This is a genomic window from Pseudomonas baltica (genome assembly GCF_031880315.1).
Taxonomy (GTDB): domain Bacteria; phylum Pseudomonadota; class Gammaproteobacteria; order Pseudomonadales; family Pseudomonadaceae; genus Aquipseudomonas.
Window position 1 is genome coordinate 95,608 of sequence record NZ_CP134771.1, and the last position, 24,413, is coordinate 120,020.

The 24,413-nt window shown below is 64.2% G+C and carries 21 protein-coding genes and 1 pseudogene; 13 read left to right on the top strand and 9 right to left on the bottom strand.

Going from position 1 to position 24,413, the window contains the following annotated elements:
• The first annotated feature begins 102 nt into the window (after positions 1-102).
• From REH34_RS00450 to REH34_RS00465, 4 genes are read left to right on the top strand one after another with little or no spacing between them, the layout of a single operon-like run.
• On the top strand, positions 103-1,209 hold the full coding sequence (locus REH34_RS00450) for an acyl-CoA dehydrogenase family protein (RefSeq protein ID WP_311970346.1): 1,107 nt from the start codon (positions 103-105) through the stop codon (positions 1,207-1,209).
• 10 nt (positions 1,210-1,219) lie between these two features.
• Positions 1,220-2,419, top strand: coding sequence for an acyl-CoA dehydrogenase family protein (locus REH34_RS00455; RefSeq protein WP_311970347.1), 1,200 nt, complete (start codon positions 1,220-1,222; stop codon positions 2,417-2,419).
• 57 nt (positions 2,420-2,476) lie between these two features.
• Positions 2,477-3,661, top strand: a complete 1,185-nt coding sequence (locus REH34_RS00460; RefSeq protein ID WP_311970348.1) for an acyl-CoA dehydrogenase family protein — start codon at positions 2,477-2,479, stop codon at positions 3,659-3,661.
• 2 nt (positions 3,662-3,663) lie between these two features.
• A complete protein-coding gene (locus tag REH34_RS00465; protein ID WP_311970349.1) occupies positions 3,664-4,881 on the top strand; it encodes an acyl-CoA dehydrogenase in 1,218 nt (405 codons plus the stop codon).
• A 47-nt stretch (positions 4,882-4,928) separates the two neighbouring features.
• Here REH34_RS00465 and REH34_RS00470 read toward each other — a convergent pair whose 3' ends face one another.
• The 5 genes from REH34_RS00470 to REH34_RS00490 all read right to left on the bottom strand — a co-directional run bounded on the left by REH34_RS00470 (position 4,929) and on the right by REH34_RS00490 (position 10,937).
• Complete coding sequence (locus tag REH34_RS00470) at positions 4,929-6,947, bottom strand: FAD-dependent oxidoreductase (RefSeq protein ID WP_311970350.1); 2,019 nt, start codon at positions 6,945-6,947, stop codon at positions 4,929-4,931.
• A gap of 85 nt (positions 6,948-7,032) precedes the next feature.
• Positions 7,033-8,025, bottom strand: a complete 993-nt coding sequence (locus REH34_RS00475; RefSeq protein WP_311970351.1) for a VOC family protein — start codon at positions 8,023-8,025, stop codon at positions 7,033-7,035.
• Between the two features lie 28 nt (positions 8,026-8,053).
• Positions 8,054-9,679 carry an FAD-dependent monooxygenase gene (locus REH34_RS00480; protein ID WP_311970352.1) on the bottom strand — a complete coding sequence of 542 codons (1,626 nt, stop codon included), beginning with the start codon at positions 9,677-9,679 and terminating at the stop codon, positions 8,054-8,056.
• 56 nt (positions 9,680-9,735) lie between these two features.
• Positions 9,736-10,578 carry a fumarylacetoacetate hydrolase family protein gene (locus REH34_RS00485; RefSeq protein ID WP_311970353.1) on the bottom strand — a complete coding sequence of 281 codons (843 nt, stop codon included), beginning with the start codon at positions 10,576-10,578 and terminating at the stop codon, positions 9,736-9,738.
• A 59-nt stretch (positions 10,579-10,637) separates the two neighbouring features.
• Positions 10,638-10,937, bottom strand: coding sequence for a YciI family protein (locus REH34_RS00490; protein WP_311970354.1), 300 nt, complete (start codon positions 10,935-10,937; stop codon positions 10,638-10,640).
• Between the two features lie 328 nt (positions 10,938-11,265).
• Between REH34_RS00490 and REH34_RS00495 the strand changes: the two genes are divergently transcribed.
• Genes REH34_RS00495 through REH34_RS00510 form a run of 4 tightly spaced genes read left to right on the top strand, consistent with a single transcriptional unit; the run spans position 11,266 to position 15,469 of the window.
• A complete protein-coding gene (locus REH34_RS00495) occupies positions 11,266-12,459 on the top strand; it encodes an amidohydrolase family protein (protein ID WP_311970355.1) in 1,194 nt (397 codons plus the stop codon).
• A gap of 40 nt (positions 12,460-12,499) precedes the next feature.
• Positions 12,500-13,366 carry an SDR family NAD(P)-dependent oxidoreductase gene (locus tag REH34_RS00500; RefSeq protein ID WP_311970356.1) on the top strand — a complete coding sequence of 289 codons (867 nt, stop codon included), beginning with the start codon at positions 12,500-12,502 and terminating at the stop codon, positions 13,364-13,366.
• 46 nt (positions 13,367-13,412) lie between these two features.
• On the top strand, positions 13,413-14,594 hold the full coding sequence (locus REH34_RS00505; protein WP_311970357.1) for a lipid-transfer protein: 1,182 nt from the start codon (positions 13,413-13,415) through the stop codon (positions 14,592-14,594).
• Between the two features lie 56 nt (positions 14,595-14,650).
• On the top strand, positions 14,651-15,469 hold the full coding sequence (locus REH34_RS00510; protein WP_311970358.1) for an SDR family oxidoreductase: 819 nt from the start codon (positions 14,651-14,653) through the stop codon (positions 15,467-15,469).
• Between the two features lie 37 nt (positions 15,470-15,506).
• Here the strand turns inward: REH34_RS00510 and REH34_RS00515 are convergent, their stop codons facing one another.
• Together REH34_RS00515 and REH34_RS00520 are read right to left on the bottom strand one after the other, a co-directional pair.
• Positions 15,507-16,376: a MaoC/PaaZ C-terminal domain-containing protein gene (locus tag REH34_RS00515; RefSeq protein WP_008374224.1), complete on the bottom strand. Its 870-nt coding sequence runs from the start codon at positions 16,374-16,376 to the stop codon at positions 15,507-15,509.
• Positions 16,377-16,432: 56 nt separating this feature from the next.
• Positions 16,433-17,338 carry an alpha/beta hydrolase gene (locus tag REH34_RS00520; protein ID WP_311970359.1) on the bottom strand — a complete coding sequence of 302 codons (906 nt, stop codon included), beginning with the start codon at positions 17,336-17,338 and terminating at the stop codon, positions 16,433-16,435.
• Between the two features lie 149 nt (positions 17,339-17,487).
• On the opposite strand from REH34_RS00520, the gene REH34_RS00525 reads away from it, so the two are divergent.
• The 5 genes and pseudogenes from REH34_RS00525 to REH34_RS00545 all read left to right on the top strand — a co-directional run bounded on the left by REH34_RS00525 (position 17,488) and on the right by REH34_RS00545 (position 22,568).
• Complete coding sequence (locus REH34_RS00525; RefSeq protein ID WP_311970360.1) at positions 17,488-18,243, top strand: enoyl-CoA hydratase-related protein; 756 nt, start codon at positions 17,488-17,490, stop codon at positions 18,241-18,243.
• A complete protein-coding gene (locus tag REH34_RS00530; RefSeq protein ID WP_008374230.1) occupies positions 18,240-18,854 on the top strand; it encodes a TetR/AcrR family transcriptional regulator in 615 nt (204 codons plus the stop codon). The genes REH34_RS00525 and REH34_RS00530 overlap by 4 nt, the downstream gene beginning before the upstream one ends.
• Before the next feature lie 127 nt (positions 18,855-18,981).
• Positions 18,982-20,007, top strand: a pseudogene (locus REH34_RS00535) (IS110 family transposase).
• Positions 20,008-20,708: 701 nt separating this feature from the next.
• A complete protein-coding gene (locus tag REH34_RS00540; protein WP_311970361.1) occupies positions 20,709-21,221 on the top strand; it encodes a hypothetical protein in 513 nt (170 codons plus the stop codon).
• A 3-nt stretch (positions 21,222-21,224) separates the two neighbouring features.
• Complete coding sequence (locus tag REH34_RS00545) at positions 21,225-22,568, top strand: OprD family porin (protein WP_311970362.1); 1,344 nt, start codon at positions 21,225-21,227, stop codon at positions 22,566-22,568.
• 103 nt (positions 22,569-22,671) lie between these two features.
• Here the strand turns inward: REH34_RS00545 and REH34_RS00550 are convergent, their stop codons facing one another.
• Both REH34_RS00550 and REH34_RS00555 read right to left on the bottom strand, forming a co-directional pair.
• Positions 22,672-23,625 (bottom strand): C-terminal binding protein, encoded by a 954-nt coding sequence (locus REH34_RS00550; RefSeq protein ID WP_311970363.1) that lies wholly within the window; start codon positions 23,623-23,625, stop codon positions 22,672-22,674.
• Positions 23,625-24,395 carry an aldolase/citrate lyase family protein gene (locus REH34_RS00555; protein WP_311970364.1) on the bottom strand — a complete coding sequence of 257 codons (771 nt, stop codon included), beginning with the start codon at positions 24,393-24,395 and terminating at the stop codon, positions 23,625-23,627. The genes REH34_RS00550 and REH34_RS00555 overlap by 1 nt, the downstream gene beginning before the upstream one ends.
• Positions 24,396-24,413: the final 18 nt, after the last annotated feature.

Sequence of the window (24,413 nt, forward strand, 5' to 3'; positions counted from 1 at the left end):
GCCCCTGCTTGCCAGTCTCAAAAGGTGAATGTATAACTTACACACCGTCAGTTTATTACTGTTCTCGACGGGATTTTTCCGCAGACCCGAAAGGAAAACACCGTGACCGACGATGTCGATGGGACCCTAGAACTGATTCGCGACCAGGCGCTCCGGCTGTTCAAGCACAGCGCCACGCCCGAACACCTCAAGCAGCTGCTCGAAGCACCCGGGCAGTTCGATACCGCACTGTGGGGGGCCGCCGTGGAGCAAGTGTGGCCGGCCATCGCCATCCCTGAAGCCGCCGGCGGTATCGGCCTGGGCTGGCGCGGGTTATGCGTGCTGATGGAAGCGCTGGGCAGCCATACCGCGTCCCTGCCGTTGGTGGGCAATGCGGTGGCGGCCGCAGCCCTGCTGGACAGCGGCGACCCACGGCTGATCGATGAGCCGGTGGCGGTACTGAGCAGCGGAACGGCCATCGCGTGCCTGGGCCTCGGCAGCCCGCAGCATGACGACACAGACGCCCCCGCCGCGTTGCGCTGGCAAGCAGGCGAGCTTCACGGCAGTACCGGCCTGCTCGCCTTCGCCGCCGTGGCGGACTACGCGTTGGTCTGCGCAAAATCCGGGACTGACGACATTCTGCTGTGGGTCGGGCTGAATCAACCGGGCGTGCAGCGCGACGTCGCGCCGACCTTCGACAACGCTCGGGCCTACGCGGGCCTGCAGTTCGACGGCGCCCACGCCCACCCCTTGAGCCATAGCCAGCAGCCTGCCCGCCACTGGCTGCACCTGGCCGCCCTGGCCACCGCGTTCGAGCAGATCGGCGGCGCCAGTGCCTGCATGCTCATGGCCCGCGACTACGCCCTGGAGCGAGTGGCCTTCGGTCAGCCGATCGGGCGCTTCCAGGCCATCAAGCACAAGGTCGCCGACGTCTATGCGCGCGTGGAAATCGCCCGGGGCTGCGCCCTCGATGCCCTTCACGCCGTTGAGCAGGACGACCCGCAGGCAGCGGCGCTGGCGATCGGCGCACGCCTGGCCGCCATCGATGCCTATGAAGCCGCAGCGCGGGAAAACATCCAGATTCATGGCGGCCTGGGCGTGACCTGGGAAGCCTGGCCCCACCACTACTACCGTCGCTCGCGCAGCCTGGCGCTGGAGCTGGGCAGCCAACAAACCTGGCGCGACGCATTGCTAACTCAGCTGGGCTTTGACCTTGCGGACCACCCATAGGGCCTCTTCCATGACACATGACACGCACTACCGCGCCACCGCGCGCCAATGGCTGGCCGCCCACGCGCTCGATTTCAGCGGCGCCGCCCGCCGCGGCCTGTCACTGGCCGAGGACGTCGCCCTGGGCCGCGCCTGGCAGGCGCTCAAGGCCCGTCACGGCTACGCCGCCGTGAACCTGCCCGCGCACTATGGCGGCGGTGGCGGCAGCGAGCTGGACAAGATCATCTTCAGCGAAGAAGAGCTCAAGTACGACCTCCCCACCGTCTACTACTCCATCAGCCTCAGCAACCCGCTACCGATCTTCCTGCGCTACGCCAGCGACGCCTTCAAGGAGCGCCTGGCGCCCGCCGCCATCCGCGGCGAGCACATCTGGTGCCAGTTGTTTTCCGAACCCGCTGCCGGCTCCGATCTTGCGGCGTTGCGTTTGCGCGCCGAACGGGTCGACAACGGCTGGCGCCTCAATGGCCAGAAGCTCTGGACCAGTTGGGCGCAACTGGCGGACTGGGGCGTAGTGATTGCCCGCTCCGATCCATCGCTGCCCAAACATGCCGGCCTGACGTACTTCTTTCTCGACATGCACAGCCCTGGCATCACCGTGCGCCCTGTGCGTCGGCTGGTCGGCCATCCGGACCTCAACGAGGTGTGGTTCGACAACGTCTTGATCCCTGACGAGCAGCGCCTGGGCGAGGTCAACGGCGGCTTCAAGGTGGCAGTCGAGACCTTGATGATCGAACGCTACGGCGTCACCGACGAAACCGCCGACTCGCCGCCCCTTGAAGCCTTCGTCGAACTGGCCCGCGGAGCGCGTCTCAACGGCCGCCCGGCGCTGCTCGATGGCGAAGTACGCTTGGCCATCGCCAAGGCCTTCGTCGAGCGCCAAGGCTTGCGCAGCATCCACAGCCGCGCCATGGCGGCCATTGCCGCGGGGTGCGAACCCGGGCCCGAAGGCGCCATTCGCAAGTTGCTGATTGGCCGCACGCGCCAGCAACTCGGGGCACTGGCGATGGACCTGCTGGGCCTTGAGGCGCTGCGCTTGCCCGCCGACAGCCTGTCGAGCCGCGACTTCACCCATGCCTGGCTCGACCCCAGTGTGCGCATCGCCGGCGGCACCGATGAAATCCTGCTCAACACCCTCGCCGAACGCGTGCTGGGCCTGCCCCAGGATCACCGCCCCGACAAGGGCCTGCCCTTCAACACCGTACCGCGCTGATGCCCGGCGCGTACCCGCGGTTAGCGCCGCCGAGCCGTTTGTAAAAAGGACCTAGTGATGGATTTGAGACCCGACCCTGCTGACGATCTGTTTCGCCAGCAAGTGCTCCAGTTCCTGCGCGAGCAACTGCCCCCCGACATGGCCGAGCGCAACCGCCTGGGCTACCACTTTTTGCGCGAAGACATGCGCCACTGGACGCGCCTGCTGCATGCCAAGGGCTGGGCCGGGGCCAATTGGCCCAAAGCGTGGGGCGGTACCGGGTGGTCGCAGTTGCAGCAGTTCATCTTCGAGGAGGAATGCGCCCTGGCCGGCGCTCCGCCGGTCGATGTCGCCGGGCTGCGCATGTTCGGCCCCGTGGTGATGACGTTTGGCAACGAGCAATGCAAGGCGCGCTTCGGCATGCCGATCCTCACCGGCGAGCTGTTCTGGGCCCAGGGCTTCTCCGAACCCAATGCGGGCTCCGACCTCGGTTCGCTGGCCACCCGGGCGGTGCGCGACGGCAATGAATACGTCATCAACGGCCGCAAGATCTGGACCTCCTACGCCCACAACACCGAGGTGATCTGCGTGCTGGCGCGCACCGACCTGACCGCCAAGCGCAGCTTCTCGATGATCGTCGTCGACGCCCATGCGCCAGGGGTCAGCATTCGCCAGATCATCGACATCGGCGAAGGCTACAGCCTCAACGAAACCCTGTTCGAAGACGTCCGTGTGCCGCTCGACAACCTCATCGGCGAAGAAGGCCAGGGCTGGAACTACGCCAAGTTTCTGCTCGACAACGAGCGTGCCTCGAGCGCCGAAGTGCCACTGAACAAAAGCAACCTGATGAAACTGCGGCGGATGCTCGGCCTGCCCCGCGCCGACGGCTCCCGCCGCCTTGACGACCCCGGCGTCGCCAGCCGCCTGGCGCAACTGGAGGTGCATTTCCAGGCGCTGGAGATGATGACCCTGCGCGCCCTGACCGAAAAGGATCAGGGCTCGCGCCTGCCTGTGGGCTCGCTGCTCAAGCTGCGCGGCTCGGAGCTGCTGCAGAAGATCGGCGAGATGCAGGTCGAGGCCCTTGGCGACTATGGCGCCTACGTTTACGCCGATCCGCACGAATCAGCCGTGCCCTGGCCGCCCGGCCCTGCCCATGCGCCAGGGGTCGTCGCCGACTTCATGTACCGGCGCGCCACCACCATCTACGGCGGCGCCAACGAGGTCCAACGCACCATCATCGCCCGCTCATTTCTGGAACTCTGACCATGGACTTCAACCTCAGCGAAGAACAACAAATGCTGCAAGACAGCGCCCGCCGGATGTTGGAAAAGCACTGCCATTTCGAAGCGCGCCGACCGATCATCGAACACGGCAGCTTCAGCGCCGCCCACTGGCGAACCTTCGCCGAACTCGGCTGGCTGGGGCTGTCCATCCCGGAAGAATATGGCGGCCTGGGCGGCGACCCGGCCAGCATGGCGGTCCTGATGGAGGAGTTCGGCCGGGTACTGCTGGTCGAGCCGGTGTGGGCAATCAGTGTGCTGGCCGCGCAGACCCTGGTGGCCGCCGGCGATGAAGCCAAGGCCCAGGCCATTCTGCCGCTGCTGGTGGCCGGTGACGCGCGGCCGGTGCTGGCCCACGGTGAAGAAGACGCAGGCGGCGTCATCGAGCACGTGACCACCAGCGCCGAGCGTAACGCCAGCGGCGGCTGGACGCTCTCGGGCAGCAAGACGCTGGTGGTGGGTGGCAATATCGCCGATTTGTTGATCGTCTCGGCGCGCACCGCTGGGCACTGCCGTGACCGCGAAGGCATCAGCCTGTTTCTGGTCAAGCCCGATACCCCCGGCCTGACCCGCCACGACGTGCGGCTGATCGACAACCGCTGGGCGGCGCACTTGCAACTCGACGCGGTTCAGGTCAGCGAACAGGACCTGCTCGGCACGTTGCACCAGGGCTACACTGCGCTACAGAGCGCCCATGCGCACGGGCTGGTGGCGTTGTGCGCAGAGGCCATCGGGGTCATGGAGCAGGCGCTGTGGATCACCCGCGACTACCTCAAGGTGCGCAAGCAGTTCGGCGCGCCACTGAGCAGTTTTCAGGCGTTGCAGCATCGTATGAGCGAGATGCTCGCCGAGCTGGAGCTGTCGCGCGCCATGGTCTTTCGCGCCCTCTCGCATTTCGATGCCGCGCAGCCGGCGCGCCAGTTGGCGCTCTCGTCGACCAAGGCGCATATCGGCCAGAGTGGCAAGTTCGTCTGCGGCCAGGCGATCCAGCTGCACGGCGGCATCGGGGTGACGGAAGAGTACGTGATCGGTCATCACTTCAAGCGCATGACCTTGATCGAACAGGCCATGGGCAACTCGCACTTTCACCTGCAACGCCTGGCCGAACACGAATGTGAAGTGCCTGGCGCGCCAGTGGCGCTCGATCAGCCCGTGCCGGCCAGCATCGAAGTACCGGTGCCGGCAGAGTTGGTCCACAACTGAGGGCGGTGGCCGCGCTGACACCCGCAACGGGGTGCCAGCGCCGCCCTTCAGCAGGCCAGTTCGTGCACCACGACCGTCTGTGAGCGCAAGGCTTTGACTGCCGCGTAGCCGCCGTGCACGGCATCCCCAATGCGCCCGCCGTGATGGGCATCGCCGATGGCCACAAACGGCACCCCCGCACCGCGCAAGGCCTGGGCGAGGGCATTGTCGGGCTGCCGCCCTTGAGCGATCAGCACACGGTCGCACAGCAGCGTCCAAGGACTGCCGTCCTCACCGCTCAGGCTGACCGAGGCAGCATCGGCGCCGCTGATAGAGACGATTTGCGTGCCATCGACGATCCGTACCCGTGGGTTGCTCGAGAGTCGCGTCAGCAGCACACCGCGATAGATCGCCTCGGCCGCGCGCGCCAGCTGGCTGGCCGGCGAACGCGACACCAGCACCACGTTGAAGCCGCGCTCGGCAAGGTATTCGGCGGATTCGCAACCGGTCTCGCCGCCGCCGTAGATCAGCACCGGCAGCCCTTGAGGCGAAGGCTGCCAATCGACCGCGCCCATGAGCAATTCATAAGCATCGAACACCCGCTCGCCATCGATACCCGGGATGTCCAGGCTCAACGCCCGACCGCCCATGGCAAGGATGACGATCGCCGGGCGGGGCGCCAGCAAGGTGCTGAGATCGGCGCGCTGATGCAGGTGAACCTCGACACCACTGGCGGCAAGCTGGCGCTCCAGATAGTGCTGATACCACTGCAGCTTCTCTTTGAAGGGCGGGGCCGCCGAGGCGATCAGGCCGCCACCCAGGGTATCGCGGGCCTCGAACAGCTCGGTGCGGTAGCCTGCCTGGTCGAGCATCAAGGCCGTGGCCATGCCCCCCGGCCCGCCACCGACCACCACCGCCCGCGCGCCGCGCTGACTGCCAGCATCCAACGCCGGGTCGAGCTCCTGGCCGGTACGCGGATTTTCGGCGCAGCCGATCACCCCGTGGGCGCCGGCATGGCTGGTCACGCAATAGTTGCAGGAGGTACAAGGCCGAATACTCTCGACCTCGCCGCGCAGCGCCTTGCTGGCCCAGTGCGGATCGGCCAGCAGAGGGCGGCCGAGGGCGATGAGGTCGGTGTCGCCGTTGGCAATGGCGGCCTCGGCGGTCGCGGGCCAGCGGATCTGCCCCACCGATATCACCGGCACGTCCACCGCCGCACGAATGCGCCGCGCATAGGGCAAGCGCCAGCCTTCGGGCGCGGACATCGGTTCGATCACCTTGTCCATGCCGGTATAGCCGGTGCCCATGGACACATGCACCAGGTCGAGCCCCGCCGCCACCAGTTGCGGAGTGATGCGCTCCATATCGGCGATACCCAGGCCGGCTGGGGAGAATTCGTCAGCCGACAGCCGATAGCTCAACGGCCGCTCACCAATGGCCTGCTTGACCCGGGCGATGACCCGCTGGGACAAACGCAGGCGCCCAGCCTCATCACCGCCCCAGGCATCCTCGCGATGGTTGGTCAGGGGCGACAGGAACTGCGTCAGCAGATAGCCATGGGCGCCGTGCAACTCGAACGCCTGATAACCGGCCTGCACGCCCAGCTCTGCGGTGCGGCCAAAGCATTCGATCAAGTGCTCGATTTGTGCGTCGGTCATGGCCCGGGCCGTGAGCTTGCTCGGATCGCGACGCGACACCACATCGCTGGGGCCAATGGCGATCCCGCCCTCGACCAGCGCTCGCGGCACCCCGGAGCCACCGTGCTGCAACTGCAGGCACGCCACGGCGCCGGCCTGGTTGATGACCTCCACCAGGCGCCGATGACCGTCCAGATGGGCTGGCGTGTCCAGGCTCAACTGGCGGTGCTCGGAGCGCCCGGTGGGGCGATGCACGCAGCAGAACTCAACGATGATCATGCCCACGCCACCTTCGGCGCGTGCTTTGTAGAAGGCGATCTGGCGCGGCGTGACGTGGCCCTCCTCGTCGCCCAGTTGGGTCGACATGGGCGCCATCACGATACGGTTGGGCAGGGTCAGATTGCCCAGCCGCAGGGGGCTGAACAGGTTCGCAAAAGATGAATGGGGCATGGTGTGGTTATCCTTGTACGGTCATCGGGAGCGCGGTGCTCCAGAGCACCGAGCTCGAGGGCGCGGTGCTCAAGGGTGAGCCCCATCAACGATGGTCGATCACGCTGCAGGCGCCGATACCGATCTCGAAATTGCCTTGCATCACCTGCACCGGCGCAAACAGCCCGGCCGCGGCAGCACCGGCCCGGATGCGGCGCATCTCAGCGAGGTCGTCGTCGGCCATCCAGGTGCGGTCGTGGCCCCAGAAGCTGGAGCCGTGCTGCACCTCGACCGGCTGCCAGGTCGCCGGGTCGATGCTGCGCCCGCCCCAGCCGTACTCGATCATGAATCCCGAAGGCGTATAGAGATAAAACGAGGTCATGAAGTCGTTGGTATGGCGACCCAGCGTCACGCCCACACGGCCTTCGTCGGCCTGGGCCAGGTCATAGGCCTGGCCGACGTCGTCCAGGTGCTGCAACTCAAGCATGACGTGATGGATACCGGTCTTGCCCGACTCCACCATGGCCAGGCTGTGGTGCCGCTCGCTGACATGAAAGAAGTACACGCGGTACGGATGGGGTACGTAGTCGGTCAGGCGAAAGCCCAGCACGTCGGTGTAGAACCACATCAGGTCGTCGATGCGCTTGACGTACACCACCGCGTGGCCCATGCCGCCGACACCGGTGCGAAAGCCGGTCAACGGTCGCCCGGGTGCGAACGGCGCAGCCGCAACGCGGGCACCGTGGTACGCCATCAGGGCGTTGCCGGCCGGGTCGGTGAAGGCAATGGCCTGGCGCACGTGGCGGTAATCGCACTCGTTGCGCCCCAGCGGCCGCACGGCGATGTCGATGGCCTCAAGACGAGCGCCGAGGGCATCCAGAGCGGCCTCGTCGTCCACTTCCCAGCAAAACACCGCGCTTTCGCCGACGCTGTCGTCGCGACTGACCAGTATCCGCTGCTCGCGATCGTCCATGCGAAACAGCAGGCCGTCGCGGGTCTTTTCCGCCAGCTGCAGGCCGAGGAACCGCGGGCCGTATTCGGCCCACTCCTCCAGCTTTGCCGTGCGGATCTCGATTTGCCCAAGGGCGTTGATCAACATGATTGCCTCGCTGCAGACATCTGCCCGCTCAAACGTGGGTGGGCCAGCCGAGCGCCCGGGCGAAGACCCGATGCGCGGCTGCCAGATCCTTGATCGCATGCCCACGCCAGACCACATGCTGATCGGGGCGCACCAGAATCAACGGCGCGTCATAGACCTTCAGCAACTCTGGCTGGTCGATACGCAGCACCGTGAACGGCAGATCGCGGCTGCGCGCTGCCTGCTCGAAGTACTCGGCGGTGCCTTCGGCATCGTTGAACACCAGCAAGGTGAACCAGTCGCTCAGGCAGTCGTACAAGGCGGCGCCGTTGGCCAGATAAACACTGGGCAGCCGTGCGCCCGGGACGGTGGTGGGTACGTAGGCGAGGGTATCGAGCGGCACCACCGCGCCCGCCTCGGGCACCACGATCGGCGAGTCGGCGTAGATATAGCCCAGCTCGATACCGAAGCTTTCGTTCTCGGCATTGCCGATCTGGCGGATCTGCTCGCCTACCTGTGCCCGCGCGCTTTCACCCTCGGCACCGGGGGCCTCGAGCCGCTCGTCATAGAGCTTGCCGATCTGCACCCGCACCTGGTTATGGCGCCCGGAGCCTTCGCAATTGCGCAGCCCTACCGGGCGTCGTTCGACCTCGTAGGCGTGCAGCAGGCCCTCGGCACCAAAGCCGCGGACGATGGCGGCGAGTTTCCAGGCCACGTCACACGCGTCGCCGATTCCGGTGTTCATGCCATAGCCGCCCGTGGGAATGTACTGATGCGCGGCATCGCCGGCGATCAGCACCCGGCCTTTGCGGTACTGGTCGGCCACCACCAGATGCGGCACCCAGGCATTGGCCACCAGCACCTGATGGGGGATGTCGACGCCGGTAAATCGGCGAATCAGCGCCGACGGATCGGGGCTGCCCAGGGCGCTGTCCGGGAAGCGCGTGTGCAGGGTCCAGGTGTCCTTGTCGTTCTGCGCGATCAGGGTGCCGTGGACCGACTGGTAGTGCCAGGCGAAGCCCCAGCGCTGCAGCACTTCGCGGGCATCGGACTTGAAGTGGGTCATGAAGCGCTGCATGACGTTTTCCTGGCCCGAGAGACCGATCTCCAGGCACCGGCGGACCTGACTGCCACCGCCGTCACAACCCACCACAAACCCACAGCGAAGCGTCTCGACGCGGTCATCGGCGCGGTGGCGCAAGGTCACCGTCACGCCTTGCGCGTCTTGCACCAGGTCGACCAGTTGCACGCCGAAGCGCACATCGATCAGCGGCGCTTGGTCGATCGCACGCTTGAGCACCGGCTCGATCTCGACCTGCGAAACCCGCATCGGTGCTTCGAGAGGCTGACTGCCGTCGTTGTGCGCCTGGATGCGCGCGTAGGCCTGGTCCACCGTGGCGTAGCGAAAGCGCTGCAGCTCGTGACCGGCAAACGAGGTGATCCACGACACATCGAACGGATGATCGGGCGCCACGGCCGCGGCGCGCAGTTGCGGGACGATGCCGATGCGCCGGAACAGCTCCATGCTGCGGGCGTTGGTGATGTCCATTTTCGGGTGGCGGGTGGTGGTGTCGTTGCGCTCGACCACCATGCAGCGCACGCCGCGCCGCGCCAGTTCAAGCGCCGTGGTCATGCCGACGGGGCCGCCGCCGGCGATCAATACAGGGATGTTCATGGGGCTGCCCTTCTGTGTGCCTTGGCCTGATTGCAAAACAAGTGCATCACCGGGATTCAGCGCTCGGCGCGCACAGGGTTGACCAAGGTGCCGATGCCGGAGATCTCGACCTCGACCACGTCGCCGTCCTTCATGAACACCGGCGGATCACGGAACAGCCCGACGCCCCCGGTGGTGCCGGTGACAATCACATCGCCTGGGACCAGCTCGGTGAAGGTCGAGCAATACGCGATCAGCGCCTGAACGTCGAACACCAGGTCGCTGATGGGCGCTTCCTGCATGACCTGGCCATTGAGACGTGTCTGCAAGGTCAGCGCAGCCGGGTCCGCGATCTCGTCAGTGCTCACCATCCAAGGGCCGAAGCCGCCGGTGCTGGGGAAGTTCTTGCCCGGCCCGAACTGCGAGGAGTGACGCTGAAAATCCCGCACGCTGCCGTCGTTGTAACAGGCATAACCGGCCACATGGTTCAGCGCCTCGCTGGCCGCAATGCGCCGCCCGGCGCGGCCGATGACCACCGCCAGCTCGCCTTCGTAATCGAGCTGTTCGGATTCGAGCGGGCGAATGATCGGCTGCCCCGCCGCCACTTGGGAATTGGCATAGCGCATGAACACCACCGGCTTTTCCGGCAGCGGCCGACCGGTTTCGGCGATGTGCGAGGCGTAGTTGATGCCGATGCAGAAGATCTTGTCGGGGTTGGGGATGACCGGCAGGTAGGTTACCTCGCTCAACGCATGGCTGTCGCTCAACAGCGATGGCAGCTCGGCCACGCCCACGGCGGCGATGGCACTGCGCAGATCAGGGTGCTGCTCCAGGGTCGCGGCACTGGCGACCTTGATCGCGTCCTGCTCGACCACGCCGTAGGTCGCCCGGCCGTTGATTGTCACACTGGCAATTCTCATGGTGTTGTCCTTGTTGTTATAGGGATTGCAACGTACAGATCACAGCGCCCGGCAGCGTCTCAGGAGGCCACCCGCACGCCGTTGAAGAAGGCCATTTTCCAGGGCACCACGTCGAGCTGTTCGAACAGGCCGGCCTGGGTGAAGGGGTCGCCTGCGACGAAGCGATCGACTTCGGCGCGGGTGTCGAGGTCGATGATGATCAAGCCGCCGATCATCACCTCCCCTGCCTCGTCCTGCAGGCCGCCGCTGGCGATCAGTTGCGCGCAATGGGCCTGCAGGTATTGGTAGTGCGCCGCCCGGTGCTCGGCCCGCACGGCCTGCGCACCGGGCCTGTCCTTGGTGTAAATGGCAAACGGCATCGGGGGTGTCCTCGACAGCAGTGATGGGCAAAACAGCGGGGCCGGTGGCCAAGCGCTGGTGTCCCTTATGATTAACTGACACAAAGTCGCTTTTCAAGCGCTATTTTTTACACCCCCAATCCAAGAAACGGACCCGCGACAAAGGGCTAGTCATTTCATGACATAGATACTTGTTATATATATCTTTTTACCATTTTGACGAAATCTTTCAGGCGCCCTCTCGACATAAATATAAGCGACCAAGCTTGCGCATATAACTGACATAGCGTTATTTTTGTCGTGACGCGTTCTTCACTCGCCGTCTTCCAACGACAAGGAGATAACTCCCATGACAGCTGCCAGCTACCCGATCTTCGATGCCGATCGGCACTTCTACGAACCGCCGGAAGCCTTTCTGCGTCACCTGCCGAAAAAATTCAAAAGCCAGTTCCAGTATGTCGAGGTCAACGGTCGCACCAAGCTGGCGGTCGGCGGCGTGCTCACCGATTACATCCCCAATCCGACCTTCGAAGTCGTGGCGGCGCCGGGCTCGCACGAAGCCTGGTATCGCGCCGACAACCCCGAGGGCCTGACCTTGCGCGAGATGGCCGGCAAGCCGGTGCCCTCCCAGGCGGCCTTCCACAACGGCGCGGCGCATCTGGCGGTCATGGAGTCCCAGGGTGTACACGGCGGCTTGATCATCCCGACCCTGGCATCGGTCATCGAGGCACGCCTGCACAACCAGCCCGAGGCCATCGCGGCGCTGTTTCATGCCCTCAATTGCTGGTTCGAGGAAGAAGTCGGCTTCGCCTATGAAAACCGCCTGTTCCCGGTGCCGATGATCAATCTGGCGGATGTCGATACCGCCGTGGCCGAACTTGAATACCTGCTCAGCGCAGGCGCCAGGGTGGTGGGCATTCGCCCGGCGCCGGTGCCCGGTATTTATGGCACTCGCTCCATGGGCTTCAAGGAGTTCGACCCCTTCTGGGCGCGCATCGACGAGAGCAAGATCTTCGTCGCCATGCATGTGTCCGACTCGGGCTACGATCAGATTGCCCGTTGGTGGACGGCGGGTGCCCGCAACAGCGACGAGTTCCGCCCGTTCGAGAAGGAGCCGTTCGGCGAGCTGCTCGACTGGATGGGCCGCCCGATCGCCGACTCGTTGTCGGCCGTCATTTGCCACGGCGTGTTCGACCGGTTCCCGAATGTGCGCATCGCCTCGCTGGAAAACGGCTCGGCGTGGCTCGAACCGCTGCTCAAACGCATGGAAAACATCTACCACAAGATGCCCAAGAGCTTTACCCGCAACCCGGTGGAGACCTTCCGCGAACACATCTACATCTCGCCGTTCTACGAGGACCCAGTGGAAAAGCTCGGCGAGCTGATCGGCTTCGACCGCATCCTGTTCGGCAGCGACTGGCCGCACCCCGAAGGCATGGCCACGCCGATGGATTTTTTCAAGGACATCAGCAACGTCAACGAAGCCAACACCCAACGCATCATGAGCACCAACCTGCAGGACCTGCTGACCGGCGTACGCTGAGCCAGGCGGCTGTCATAACAAGATCGACAAGGAGACACCCATGGCATTGCTGAAAGGAAAAGTGGCACTGATCACCGGCGCCGGGCGTGGCCTGGGCGCCGCCTACGCCAGGCTGCTGGCTGAAGAAGGCGCAGCGGTGGTCATCAACGATATCGGCAAGGACGCCCACGGGCGCTTTCTGGCCGACAACGTCGCGGCCCAGATCATCGCGGCCGGCGGCAAGGCGGCGGCGCACACCGCGGACATTTCCGAGGTCGCCGGGGGCCAGTCGCTGCTGGACACCGCTCTGGAGGCTTTCGGCGCCGTCGATATCCTCATCAACAACGCCGGCATTCTGCGCGACAAGTCACTGCTCAAGCTTGAAGAAGCCGATTGGGATCTGGTCCTCAAGGTCAATCTCAAGAGCGTCTACGCGGTGACCCGGCCGGCCTTCACCTGGATGAAAGAGAACGGCCGCGGCGGCGTGATCGTCAACACCTCGTCGGTGTCGGCGCTGGCAGGCAATTTCGGGCAGAGCAACTACGGCGCGTCCAAGGGCGGCGTCTGGGCGTTTTCCAACGTGCTCACCGAAGAAGGCCGCAAGTACGGCATTCGCGTGTGGACCCTGGCGCCAGCAGCGCTCTCGGCCCTGACCGAAGGGCTGATGAGCGATGAGCTCAATGCCCTGCTGGCCCCCGAACACGTGGCCCCCGCGGTGCTGTACATGGTCAGCGAGCTGTCGGGACAGCGTACCGGCCATTGCCTGTTCGCCTCGGGTCAGGGCATCCGCGAATTGAAGCTGGTCGCAGCCGAGGGCATCCCCGGGCGCGGCAAGGACGCCAGCCTCGACGCCTACACCCTGGCGGCGCAGCAAGCGCGCATCTTCCGCCCGGAAGCCGCGTTGACGGTGATGGATTTCAGCCAGTAGCCCCCACGCCTTTGCGGCCACCGCACGGTGGCCCCTGGAGTTGAACATGAGCAACAAAGCATTGATCGCCGGCGTCGGCATGGTGAAATTCGCCAAGCCCGGCAAGAACGAAATGTATGACGTGATGGGTGCCAAGGCAGCATTGGCCGCCCTGGAAGACGCCGGTGTGCCATACTCGGCGGTCCAGCAGGCGTTCGTCGGTTACGTCTACGGCAACACCTGTTCGGGGCAGACCGCGCTGTACTCGGTCGGCATGACCCATATCCCCATCATCAACGTCAACAATGCCTGCGCCTCGGGCTCGAGCGCGATCTACCTGGCGCGCCAGGCGGTGCTCAGTGGCCAGGTCGAGGTCGCCCTGGCGCTGGGGTTCGAGCAGATGTCGGCGGGGGCACTGGCGGTCGACGACGACCGCACCCCGATCACCTGGCGGCTCGACGCTGCGGTGCAGTCCATCTGTGGCTGGGATGACAACGCGCCCCAGGCGCCGCAGTATTTCGGCAGCGCGGGCAACGAATACCTCAAACGTCATGGCGGTACGCCCGAGCTGTTCGCGCAGGTGTCGGTGAAGGCGCGCAGCCACGCGTTGCGCAACCCCTATGCGCTGTTCAGCGAGCCGTTGACGCTTGAGCAAGTCATGACCTCGACGCCGATCTTCGGCCCCCTGACCAAGCTCATGTGCTGCCCACCCACCTGCGGCGCCGCCGCGACCCTGATCGTGTCAGAGGCCTATGCGCGCAAGCATGGCCTGGGCCAACTGGTGGAAATTGCCGGCATGGGCCTGGCCACCGACGGCCCCGGCAGCTTTGATTCCGGCAGCCTGATCAACGTGGTCGGCGACCAGATGGGCCGGATCGCCGCCCGCGAGGCCTACGAGCAAGCCGGCATCGGCCCCGAGGACGCACAGCTGGTGGAGCTGCACGACTGCTTCGCCCCCAACGAAATCATCAGCTACGAAACCTTGGGCCTGTGTCCCGAAGGCGGCGCGGCGAAGTTCATGGCCGACGGTGACAACACCTATGGCGGGCGCATCGTCACCAACCCGTCCGGCGGCCTGTTGTCCAAGGGCCATCCGCTGGGGGCCACAGGGCCGGCCCAGATCGCCGAATTGACCTGGCATCTGCGCGGCAGGGCCGGGGCGCGCCAGGTACCGAACGCGCGCGTCGGCATTCAGCACAACGTCGGCCTGGGTGGCGCCGGCGTGGTGACCGTGCTCAAGCGAGCGTAAGCCAGTACGGGCGGCGCCGCTCAACGGTTGCCGCCCTCCTTCGTGAGGTGTTGCGCATGACTCCATCCGACATTCTGCTGACCGGCCAGGTGGCCATCGTCACCGGTGGCGCCAACGGTATCGGCGAGGGCATCGCTCTGGCCCTGGCGCGCTTTGGCGCCGACGTGGTGATCGGCGACCTTGACCAGGCCAAGGGCGAAGCGGTGGCGCAGGCCATCCGTACGCTGGGTCGGCGCGCCTTGCTGGTGCCCACCGACTGTACCGACACCGAACAGGTCCAGCGCCTGGTAGACCTGGCCGTGGAGCACTTCCAACGGGTCGACATCCTGGTCAACAACGTGGGCGGGACCCGGCAAGTGAAATTCATGGACCAAGGCGAGCGTAGCTGGCGCAAGCACATCGACCTCAATCTGGTCAGCATGCTGGCCGCGACCCAGGCGGCCGCACGAGTGATGATCGCCGGCGGCCGCGGCGGCACCCTCATCAATATCGCCAGCAGCGAGGGCCTGCGTGCGGCGCCGGGCTATTCGGTATACGCCGCCTGCAAGGCCGGGATGATCAGCTTCACCCGCACCTTGGCACTGGAGCTCAGCGAGCACCGCATCCGCGTATTCGCCCTGGCACCGGACATGTTGCTGACGCCCGGCCTGCAGCCTTTTTACGACGCCGCCACGCCCGCCCAGGCCGCCGCCCGGGACCGCTACATTCCCCTGGGGCGGCTGGGCAGCGTCGAAGAGATCGGCGGCGTGGCGGTGTTTCTTGCCTCGCCCATGGCCAGCTACCTGACCGGCATCACCCTTTCGGTGGACGGTGGCACCATTGCCTCCAGCGGCTGGTCGCGGGCCGAAGACAACAGCTGGGCGCTGTTCCACTGACCCCACACAGCGGGCCACCCGGTAGCCCGCGCCTCGATTACTCGGTGTATTCCACCAGACCGTTGTTCAGCACCACCACATCGCGCTCCACCACCTTGACCCTGAACGCCGCGCGCCCCGGGCCCTGGCGCCAGACTTCGGTGCGCAGGGTTTCGCCGGGGAACACCGGCGTCGCAAACCGCAGGTCGAAACGCCGCAGCCGCGCAGGGTCGTTGCCGCACAGCAGTTTGAGCACCGCGCGGCCGGCAATGCCGTAGCTGCACAAGCCATGCAGGATGGGCCGGTCGAAGCCGGCCTGGCGCGACAGGCGTGGGTCGATGTGCAAGGGGTTGGCATCCCCCGAGAGGCGATAGAGCACCGCCTGCTCGGGGCGCGTGATCAGATCAAGGGACAGATCCGCCGGCCGGTCGGTCGGAACGGCATGGGGCACCGGCGCGCCTTGTGCACTGCCACCAAAACCACCGTTGCCGCGCAGGAACACGGTGTAGCCGACCGTGGCCAGCAAGGTCCCGCTGGATTGCTCGTGCAGGGTACGGGTCAGGTAGATGACGGCGCCCTTATCGGCGCCCTTGTCGTAGATTTCCTCGATGCGCGTGCGCCCGACCACCGTGCCGCTGGTAGGCAGCGGTTGATGCAGGGTCAGGAACTGCTCGCCGTGCAGCACCTTGTTGATATCGATGCCGGTCGCCGGGTCGGCCATCCAGTTGGGCCCGTCACCAAGAATGGCGGGCAGCGTCGGCAGGGCCTTGAGGCCTTGTTCGAACACAAAGCACAGGTCTTCATCGGCCACGGGGTTGGTGGTGGCCGCGCCCACGCCGAGCGCGTAGAGCAGGGTATCGCGGGTGCTGAAAGGGTGAACCTGTTCGGGGATCGGCCAGTGTTTTATTCGGGTGTAATCGAGTGCCATCAGGGGCTCCTAGCTGCGCTGCGAGCGCATTTTTGTTCGATTTAGCTGACCATTAGTCAGTTATTTTCATGCAGGGTTTGCTCTACCGCCAACAGAGCCCTCAGGGTGGCGACCAGGGCCAACGGCTGGGACATCATGATGTGATGAAAGCCTTGCGGCACCACCACCGGCCCCCGCGCCTTGGGCAGCACTGCGACCATGCGCGCCGCATGCTCGGGGCTGACCACCGCACTGCCCTCGCCCACCACGAAATCCACCGGCACCTGTACCTTGGCCAGCTCCAGCAGGCCATTGGGTACCGAGACTAAACGCGGCAGGTTGCGGTCGAACTTCCAGTCCCAGCCGCCGTTGACCCGGCGCAGCGAGTGCCAGGCGACGTAGTCGGCCAGCCAGGTGGGCCCGGGCGGCTGCTCCGGGGTCAGGCGAAAGCGTTTGAGGGCCTGTTCCATGGACGCATAGGGCTGGGCGACCGTGCGTGGCAACGGCACATTGGGCCGCGGCTCGTCACTCATGAACACGTAGGTGTCGACCACGATCGCCCGGTGGATGCGCTCTGGCGCCTGTGCGCAGGCTTGCAAGGCCCGGCCGCCACCAAAGCTGTGGCCGATGAGCGTCACCGGGGCCAGTTCGGCCGCGTCGACGACGCCCAGAATGTCGTCCACGAACGCCTGGCTATCGTACTGCTCGCGGCGGCCGCTGTCGCCCATGCCGGACAAGTCCAGTGCCACCACGCGGTAGCTGTCGGTGAAAAACGGCGCGATGAAACTCCACCAGCGCGCATGGGCGCGATAGCCGTGGATCAACAGCAGCGTGGGCTTGTGTCGCTCTTCGGGGTTCCAGGCCAGATAGTGCACCTGACAGCCCTGCACCTCGGTGAAAAACGAACGCGGCTGAACCCGCAACGCTTGGTCGAACCAGGCGCGCGCAGGCTCGTCGGCAACAGAGGATTGAAGGTGATGCATGGCGTGATCTCCAGACCGGAAAACCTGACGCCCGGCACATGGCAGGCGACATGACGGGGTCTATCGAAGCACAATAGCTGACAATGTGTCTATTATTTCGCCGCGCTTGTCGCCACAATCCCCCCACGCCCGTCACTCAGGTACCTGCCATGACCGAAGTCCTTACCGAGCGCCACGCACAGACCCTGCTGGTACGCCTCGACCGCCCGCACAAGCACAACGCCCTGACCCAGGCCATGTACCTGACACTGGCCCAGGTATTGCGCGACGCACAACAGGACGACGCCGTGTGCGCGATCGTCATCACCGGCAGCCAGACCTGCTTCACCGCTGGCAACGACCTGAGGGACTTTTTGCAATCGCCCCCTGATCGCCTCGATGCTCCGGCCTTTCTATTCATGGCCGCAGTCATGAATCTCAGCAAGCCGCTGATCGCCGCCGTGTGCGGTCCCGCCATCGGTATCGGCACCACGCTGCTGCTGCACTGCGACGGCGTGTACATCACCCGTGACGCCACCCTCAGCGTACCGTTCGCAAAGCTCGGCCTGACCCCCGAGTTTGGCGCCAGCCTGCTGCTGCCACGCCAGGTCGGCGACCAGATGGCCGCCCAATTGCTGCTGTGCGGGCGGACACTGAACGGTACCGAAGCGGTGGAATATCGCTTGGCCAACCGGGTTTTCGACGACGGCGAACACTGCCTGCAGCATGCGCTGCAGCAGGCCGCGCAGTTGGCTAAGCTGCCCCAGCCTGGCCTGCGTGCCAGCAAGCGCCTGCTGCGCGATGCCATCCCCGGGCTGCAGGCGGTGTTCGTCAATGAATGCGAGCAATTCATCGAGCGACTCATGAGTGCCGAGGCCAGGGCAGCGATACAGGCTTTGGTCGGCCCGGACAAGGCCACGCGATGAGCGACCCGACCCGTAGCGCCTGCACCGCTCCCGTGGACCGGGCGCAGCAGGTGCGTGACACCGCGCTGTCGTTGTTCGTCCAGGAAGGCTTCGGCAATGTCAGCCTGCGCCAGCTCGGCAAGCAGGTGGGTGTGCAGGCCGGCTCGCTCTACCAGCATGTGGAAAGCAAACAGGCGCTGCTGTACGAGCTGATCGAGGAGCATCTGGAGGGCCTGGTCGAGGTGGTCATCCAGCGCAGCGCAAAGGCGCCGCGAGTGCTGGATAAGCTGCAGGTATTCGTGCGCACCCACCTGGAATTTCAGCGCCACCAGCAGGAATGCGCGCAGTTGCTCGGCCTGGAGTTGCGCAGCCTGCATCTGGACTACAAGGCGCGGATCCGGCCGCTGCTGGCCCGCTACCGGGACTCGCTCACGCCCATCATCGCCGCGGGTATCACCGAGGGCGTGTTCACCGTGCAGGATGTCGATACCGCCACCAGCGTCGTGCTGGGCATGTTGCGCAGCATTGCCTTCTGGTTTCGCGAAGGCCGCCACCCGCCGTTCGATCAGGTGGTGAATCAGGTTACGCAGATGGTCATGGGCGCGCTGGGCGCGGGCCCGCGCGGCGGATAGTGCTCAGCCCACCGGCTAAGGCAGGTCAGCTTTGCATTGGCTCAGCCTGGCCTTAATGAGATGGTCACCCCGACACCCTGTGAAGGCTACGCTTACACAGGGTGTTTTTAACTCGGAGACCATCACCATGAGCGATTTGGCTCTGTTCGGCATCGACCTCGGCAAACACACTTTTCATCTGCACGGCCACGATAAGCCCGGTCGAGAGCAGTTCCGCAAGAAACTCTGACGACAGCAGATGATGCGGTTCTTTGCCAACCTACCCGCATGTACCGTGGTAATGGAGGTCTGCGCCGGAGCGCATTTCGTAGCTCGCGAGCTGATCGCTATGGATCATCAGGCCAAGCTGATATCTCCGCAGTTCGTTAAACCTTTCGTCAAAAGCAACAAGAACGACTTCGTCGATGCGCAAGCTATCTGCGAAGCCGCTTCGCGCCCGACGATGCGCTTCGTTTTGCCCAAGACAGAAGCGCAGCAGACTCTCTCAGTATTGCATCGCCTGCGCGAATCTCTGACCCGCGACCGTACCAAAGCGGTCAATCAGATGCATGGCTTCCTGCTTGAATTCGGTATCAGCCTGCCGCAGGGGCTGGCCGTCATGAAGCGGTTGTCCAGCGTTCTTGCGGAGCACGAGCTGCCGGTACATTTGACCGTGCTACTGCAGCGCTTGCATAACCATTTTGTTTATCTGGACGAGCAGATTAAGATCCTGGACAAAGATCTGGCAAGCCAACTTGCGCAAGATGACCTAGGCAGCCGACTACTGAGCATGCCAGGTGTCGTCCCCATTGCTGCCAGCCTGCTAGCAGTGGAAATGGGCGACGGCAAACACTACGCCTGTAGTCTCGATTTCGCCGCCTCTGTCGGCCTAGTGCCCAGGCAGTAAAGCACTGGTGGCCGGGCAAACTTGTTGGGGATCAGCAAGCGAGGAGACAAGAATTTCAGGCGTCTGCGGGTGCAATGCGCAAGGGCCTACATGCAGCGCATCGACGACCAGAAAGGAGCCTTGGCGGACTGGGTTCGAGCGTTATTGACGAGACGCCATTCCAACGTGGTGGCCTGCGCTCTGGCCAACAAGATGGCACGTATCGCTTGGGCGATTGCTGCACACCATACCCAATACGAAGCAGGGCCAGGCGCCTTGAACGCCTGACCCTGCGGTTGTTGCTGTACCACGACTCACCTTTCAGGTTTTGCGATAGCTGAACAACAGATCACGTAAATGGCCTACCGGCCTGGCGAAGATCCTGACACAAAAATCGGCTTTCGAAGCCGAGGGCTTTTTTAGGATCGTCAGGCGCGACTCTCATCATGCCGCGGGGCATGCCCCAATTGGACGCTAGATAGATTTAAGCAAGCCGACCACTTCATCCGTCAATCAGTATTGCAAAAAATGGGGTGACCATACATTTTTGTCGACGAATCAGGAGATCGGCTCTTCACCGCTAAGCGCCGCACGACGAAACTGCCCCGGCGCCCCCCGTGCGCCTGACGAAACCACCGGGAAAAATACGCCTCATCAACATGGCGGCGTCACGCCGGTCAGTAAAGCGCTGACGCCCGAGCAACAAAAAATCCAAGAATTGGAAGCCCGTATCGATCGGGCGGAACGAGAAAAATCCATCTTATAAAACCGCCTCCCCGGCGCGCCGCAGCCCACTGAACTAGAAACACTACGCACTACACTGAACTCTCTCGACAGTGGTCGCTGCCTTTTGGGAGGCTAAGTCACCGTCAAAAAACTTGACTCTGGAGAAGCTGCGGACTCGTTAGTGGTGGCGCTTTAATGACCCCGTTTAGGAATATGATTTTGGGCTGCTGACCTCCATCCTCTGGACTATCGCAGTCATCGCCATGTTCTTCATCGCCATACAGGTCGACCGCAAGCAGAACACCCTGCCGGTATTGGTGGTGCTCTCGGTGCTGGCCGCGGCGGGCTGGGCATTGAGCCCGGCGGTCAGCGGCAACGTAGGGCTGTCCATGGCGGTATTGAGCATCGCGATGTTCGGACTGATGTCTTCGCTGCCCGTGTTCTGGAACTTGCCGACAGCCGCCTACAACGGCACCGCCGCTGCCGCAGTCATCGCTATCGTGACCTCGCTGGGCAACGTACCGGGGTTCTTTTCCCCCTACATCGTCAGCTGGATCAGAGAAACCACGCAAAGCATGGCAGCGGCGATGTACCTCTTCAGCGCCACCGCGGCACTGGCAACAGTACTGCTGCTGATCTATGCCCGGGTCCTAAAGTCGGCCCCTGAACCCACACAGGTCGGCATTCGCTCAAGCCTGTTCACCTTATTTATTCGAGTGCTGCCGTCGCCTCGGCCGCGGTCAGCGCTCGCCCTGAATTTGTCCACGGACGTTTAGCTCATGCGCATGATCAAATCGGTTCACCTGGGAATGTTCGGCACTCTCGGCCTCCTGGCTACGGCACCGGCCGTCGCCGCAGTGGTTGCCGACCAATCCAGCAGCAAGGGTTTCATTGCGGATTCGACCGCGTCGCTGCTGTTGCGCAACTACTATTTCAATCGCGAATTCCGCGATGGCGCCTCCAACAATTTCGGCAGCAGCCGCAGCGGCTACCGGCAGGAATGGGCCCAAGGGTTCTTCGGCACTTACAAGTCAGGCTTCACCGAAGGCACGGTGGGGTTCGGTGTCGATGCACTGGGCAAGTTCGGGCTCAAGCTGGACGGCGGCGGCGGTCATACCGGCACCTGGCTGCTGCCGATCAACGGCGAACGTAAATCCGACAGTAACTACTTCGGCGGCGGCGGCTCAATCAAGGCACGCATCTCCAAGACCCAAATCGCTTACGGTGACGTGATCCCGACCAACCCGGTGTTCTTTTCCGATATCGGTGGTCGTCTGTTTCCGCAGATAGCGCGTGGCTGGCAAATTCTCAGCAGCGACGTGCCCCAAGCTGAACTGGAAGCCGGACGCTTTACCTCTGGCATGGCCGGCTCCCGTACCGCGCACGATATCCTGCGTTCGTCCTATGGCGCCCGCGAGATCTCGATGTTCCAGTACGCCGGCGGTGCCTACAACTTGAGCAAGGCCTGGGATGCGTCGTTCTATGCCGCCGAGGCGCAAGACATGTGGCGCCAGTACTACTTTGGCACCAACTACACCCTCCCGCTGGCCCCCAAACAAAAGCTGCATTTTTCCTTCAATGCCTATCGATCCCTGGACACCGGTGAAGCGCTGGCCGGCAAGATCAAAGGCACCATTGCTTCGTTCGGCATGAGTTACACCTATGCGGCGCATACTTTTAGCGCAGCGATACAGAAGAACGACAGCAACACGCCGTTCGACTATGTAGGCTTTGCCGACGGCAAGTCGAGTATCTCGTCCATGCTGGCGATGCCGATGCTGGTGGATGAATTCCAAGGCCCCAATGAAAAGGTCTGGCAACTGCGCTATGACCTCGACCTCGCTACCTACGGCATCCCTGGCTTGAGCTTCTCGGTACGCTACCAGAGTGGCCGCGGCGACAGTAACGGAGTCGACCCGACCGGCGACTATGCACATCTGTACGGCGGCAAGACCCGACACTGGGAGCGGGATACGGACATCAAGTACGTGGTGCAAAGCGGCCCGGTGAAGAACCTCAATATCCGCCTGCGCCACGCCATGTCCCGAGAAAACTCGGCGCAACCGCTCAAGGATATCGATGAGGTACGGATCATTTTGGAGTATCCGATCAAGCTGTTCTGATAGCCCCAAGCTCACTTCGGTGAGCTCCTCCACAGCCGATCTCCCCGCATGAAAAAACCCCTCGAATCGCAAGATTCAAGGGGTTTGTTGTTACCGCTAACCTTCAGTTGACCGGATAAAGCGGCTCTTCCCCGCGCAACATCGCTGCCACGCTAGCGAACGCCTTGGTGCGCACCTCGGCATAGGACTGCTGCGAATAGTGCGCAGCATGGGGCGAGAGCAGCAGGTTGGCCTGTTTGAGCAGCGGGTTGTCGGCCTGCGGCGGCTCGCTGGCCAAGGTGTCGATACCGGCACCGGCGATGTGCCCGCTGGCCAACGCCGCCGCCAGGGCACGTTCGTCGATCAGGCCGCCGCGCGAGACGTTGATGATGTAAGAGCCGGCGCGCATCTGCCCCAGCGCATCGGCGTCGATCAGGTTGGCGGTGCTGTCGATCAAGGGCACGTGCAGGGACAGCACATCACTGCTGACCAGCAGTTGCTCGAACGAGACCTGCTTGACGCCAGCCTCCTGGAACACCTTGGCCGGCATGTGCGGATCGAACGCCTGCAGCTGGAAGCCCACCGCTTGCGCCTTGCGCGCGAAATCGCGGCCAATGCGACCGAAGCCCACCAGCCCCAGGGTCATATGACTGGGCCGGCGAATGCCGACACCGCCGCCCAGGGCGTCCCAGCGCCCGGCGCGGACCGCCGCATCGTATTGCGGCAAGCGGCGCAGCAGCGCCAGCAGCATGGCGAGCGCATGGGTGCTGACTTCATCGAAGTTGGAGTCCGGCACGTTGGCCACGCGAATGCCTGCCGCGGTGGTGGCTGGCACGTCGATGCTGTCCAGGCCGACGCCGAAACGGCTGATGATCTTGCACTTGGGCATCGCCTGCATGACCTTCTCGGTGAAAGGTTCACGCAAAGCCAGCACCGCATCGGCGTCAGCGCAGGCAGCGATCAGAGCTTCTTCGGTCAGGCAGGTAGCCTCGACGAAGTTGACCGCCAGGCCGTCGAACTGGGCCATTTGCTCGGCCTCGGTCTGCAGCATGCCATCGGTTTTAACGACCTTGAACATCAGCGACTCTCCCCGATCTTGGCCTTGAAGGCATTGACCGTGGCCTGCGCGCCGGCGGCCAGGAACAGGGTGTCGCTGGCGACCACGAAGAAGCTCACGCCCAATCCACCCCAGTCGTTGACGTCGTCGGCCGACATACGAAACATGCCAGTGACCTTACCGGCCTTTGCGCTGGTGGTGACGATGGTGGTGATCGCCTGATTGAGGCGTTCGGCGTTCTCCGGGCCCATAGCGTTCAGCGAGACCGACAGATCGCCGGGGCCGATGAAAATCACATCGATGCCCTCGACCGCGGCGATGGCTTCGATGTTCTGCAAGCCTTCTGCTGTCTCGATCTGGATCGCCAGCAGCAGCTCGGCGTTGGCCTTGCCCAGGTACTCACCGATGTTGCTGCCGTACGCCGCCGCGCGACCAGGCCCCACACCGCGCTCGCCCAATGGCGGGTAGCGGGTGGCCCTGACGGCCGCCATGGCCTGCTCGGCCGTGCCGACACGCGGTACCAGAACCCCCTTGGCGCGGGAATCGAGCACCGAGGCGATCGCCTCCGCGTTTAGACCAGGCACCCGCACAATGGCCGGGATGCGGCTGACATCGGCCGCACGGATCATCTGTTCGGCGGCGCCGCGATCAATAGGTGAATGCTCGGCATCGATGCACAGGAAATCGAAGCCACAGGTCCCGGTCAACTCGACGGCCGAGGCGTTGACGATGCCGCAGAAAGTGCCGATCACCGGCTCCTTGCGCATCACTCTGGATTTGAAAAACGGCATGTGAAACCTCTCGGGCTG

Excerpts from the sequence above, each read along its gene's own strand:
- REH34_RS00490 (WP_311970354.1), bottom strand. The coding sequence starts at position 10,937 with ATGCCGTTTGCCATTTACACCAAGGACAGGCCCGGTGCGCAGGCCGTG.
- REH34_RS00550 (WP_311970363.1), bottom strand. The coding sequence starts at position 23,625 with ATGTTCAAGGTCGTTAAAACCGATGGCATGCTGCAGACCGAGGCCGAG.
- REH34_RS00540 (WP_311970361.1), top strand. The coding sequence starts at position 20,709 with ATGTTCTTCATCGCCATACAGGTCGACCGCAAGCAGAACACCCTGCCG.
- REH34_RS00555 (WP_311970364.1), bottom strand. The coding sequence starts at position 24,395 with ATGCCGTTTTTCAAATCCAGAGTGATGCGCAAGGAGCCGGTGATCGGC.
- REH34_RS00475 (WP_311970351.1), bottom strand. The coding sequence starts at position 8,025 with ATGTTGATCAACGCCCTTGGGCAAATCGAGATCCGCACGGCAAAGCTG.
- REH34_RS00470 (WP_311970350.1), bottom strand. The coding sequence starts at position 6,947 with ATGCCCCATTCATCTTTTGCGAACCTGTTCAGCCCCCTGCGGCTGGGC.
- REH34_RS00495 (WP_311970355.1), top strand. The coding sequence starts at position 11,266 with ATGACAGCTGCCAGCTACCCGATCTTCGATGCCGATCGGCACTTCTAC.
- REH34_RS00530 (WP_008374230.1), top strand. The coding sequence starts at position 18,240 with ATGAGCGACCCGACCCGTAGCGCCTGCACCGCTCCCGTGGACCGGGCG.
- REH34_RS00510 (WP_311970358.1), top strand. The coding sequence starts at position 14,651 with ATGACTCCATCCGACATTCTGCTGACCGGCCAGGTGGCCATCGTCACC.
- REH34_RS00480 (WP_311970352.1), bottom strand. The coding sequence starts at position 9,679 with ATGAACATCCCTGTATTGATCGCCGGCGGCGGCCCCGTCGGCATGACC.
- REH34_RS00465 (WP_311970349.1), top strand. The coding sequence starts at position 3,664 with ATGGACTTCAACCTCAGCGAAGAACAACAAATGCTGCAAGACAGCGCC.
- REH34_RS00515 (WP_008374224.1), bottom strand. The coding sequence starts at position 16,376 with ATGGCACTCGATTACACCCGAATAAAACACTGGCCGATCCCCGAACAG.
- REH34_RS00520 (WP_311970359.1), bottom strand. The coding sequence starts at position 17,338 with ATGCATCACCTTCAATCCTCTGTTGCCGACGAGCCTGCGCGCGCCTGG.
- REH34_RS00455 (WP_311970347.1), top strand. The coding sequence starts at position 1,220 with ATGACACATGACACGCACTACCGCGCCACCGCGCGCCAATGGCTGGCC.
- REH34_RS00460 (WP_311970348.1), top strand. The coding sequence starts at position 2,477 with ATGGATTTGAGACCCGACCCTGCTGACGATCTGTTTCGCCAGCAAGTG.
- REH34_RS00485 (WP_311970353.1), bottom strand. The coding sequence starts at position 10,578 with ATGAGAATTGCCAGTGTGACAATCAACGGCCGGGCGACCTACGGCGTG.
- REH34_RS00525 (WP_311970360.1), top strand. The coding sequence starts at position 17,488 with ATGACCGAAGTCCTTACCGAGCGCCACGCACAGACCCTGCTGGTACGC.
- REH34_RS00545 (WP_311970362.1), top strand. The coding sequence starts at position 21,225 with ATGCGCATGATCAAATCGGTTCACCTGGGAATGTTCGGCACTCTCGGC.
- REH34_RS00500 (WP_311970356.1), top strand. The coding sequence starts at position 12,500 with ATGGCATTGCTGAAAGGAAAAGTGGCACTGATCACCGGCGCCGGGCGT.
- REH34_RS00505 (WP_311970357.1), top strand. The coding sequence starts at position 13,413 with ATGAGCAACAAAGCATTGATCGCCGGCGTCGGCATGGTGAAATTCGCC.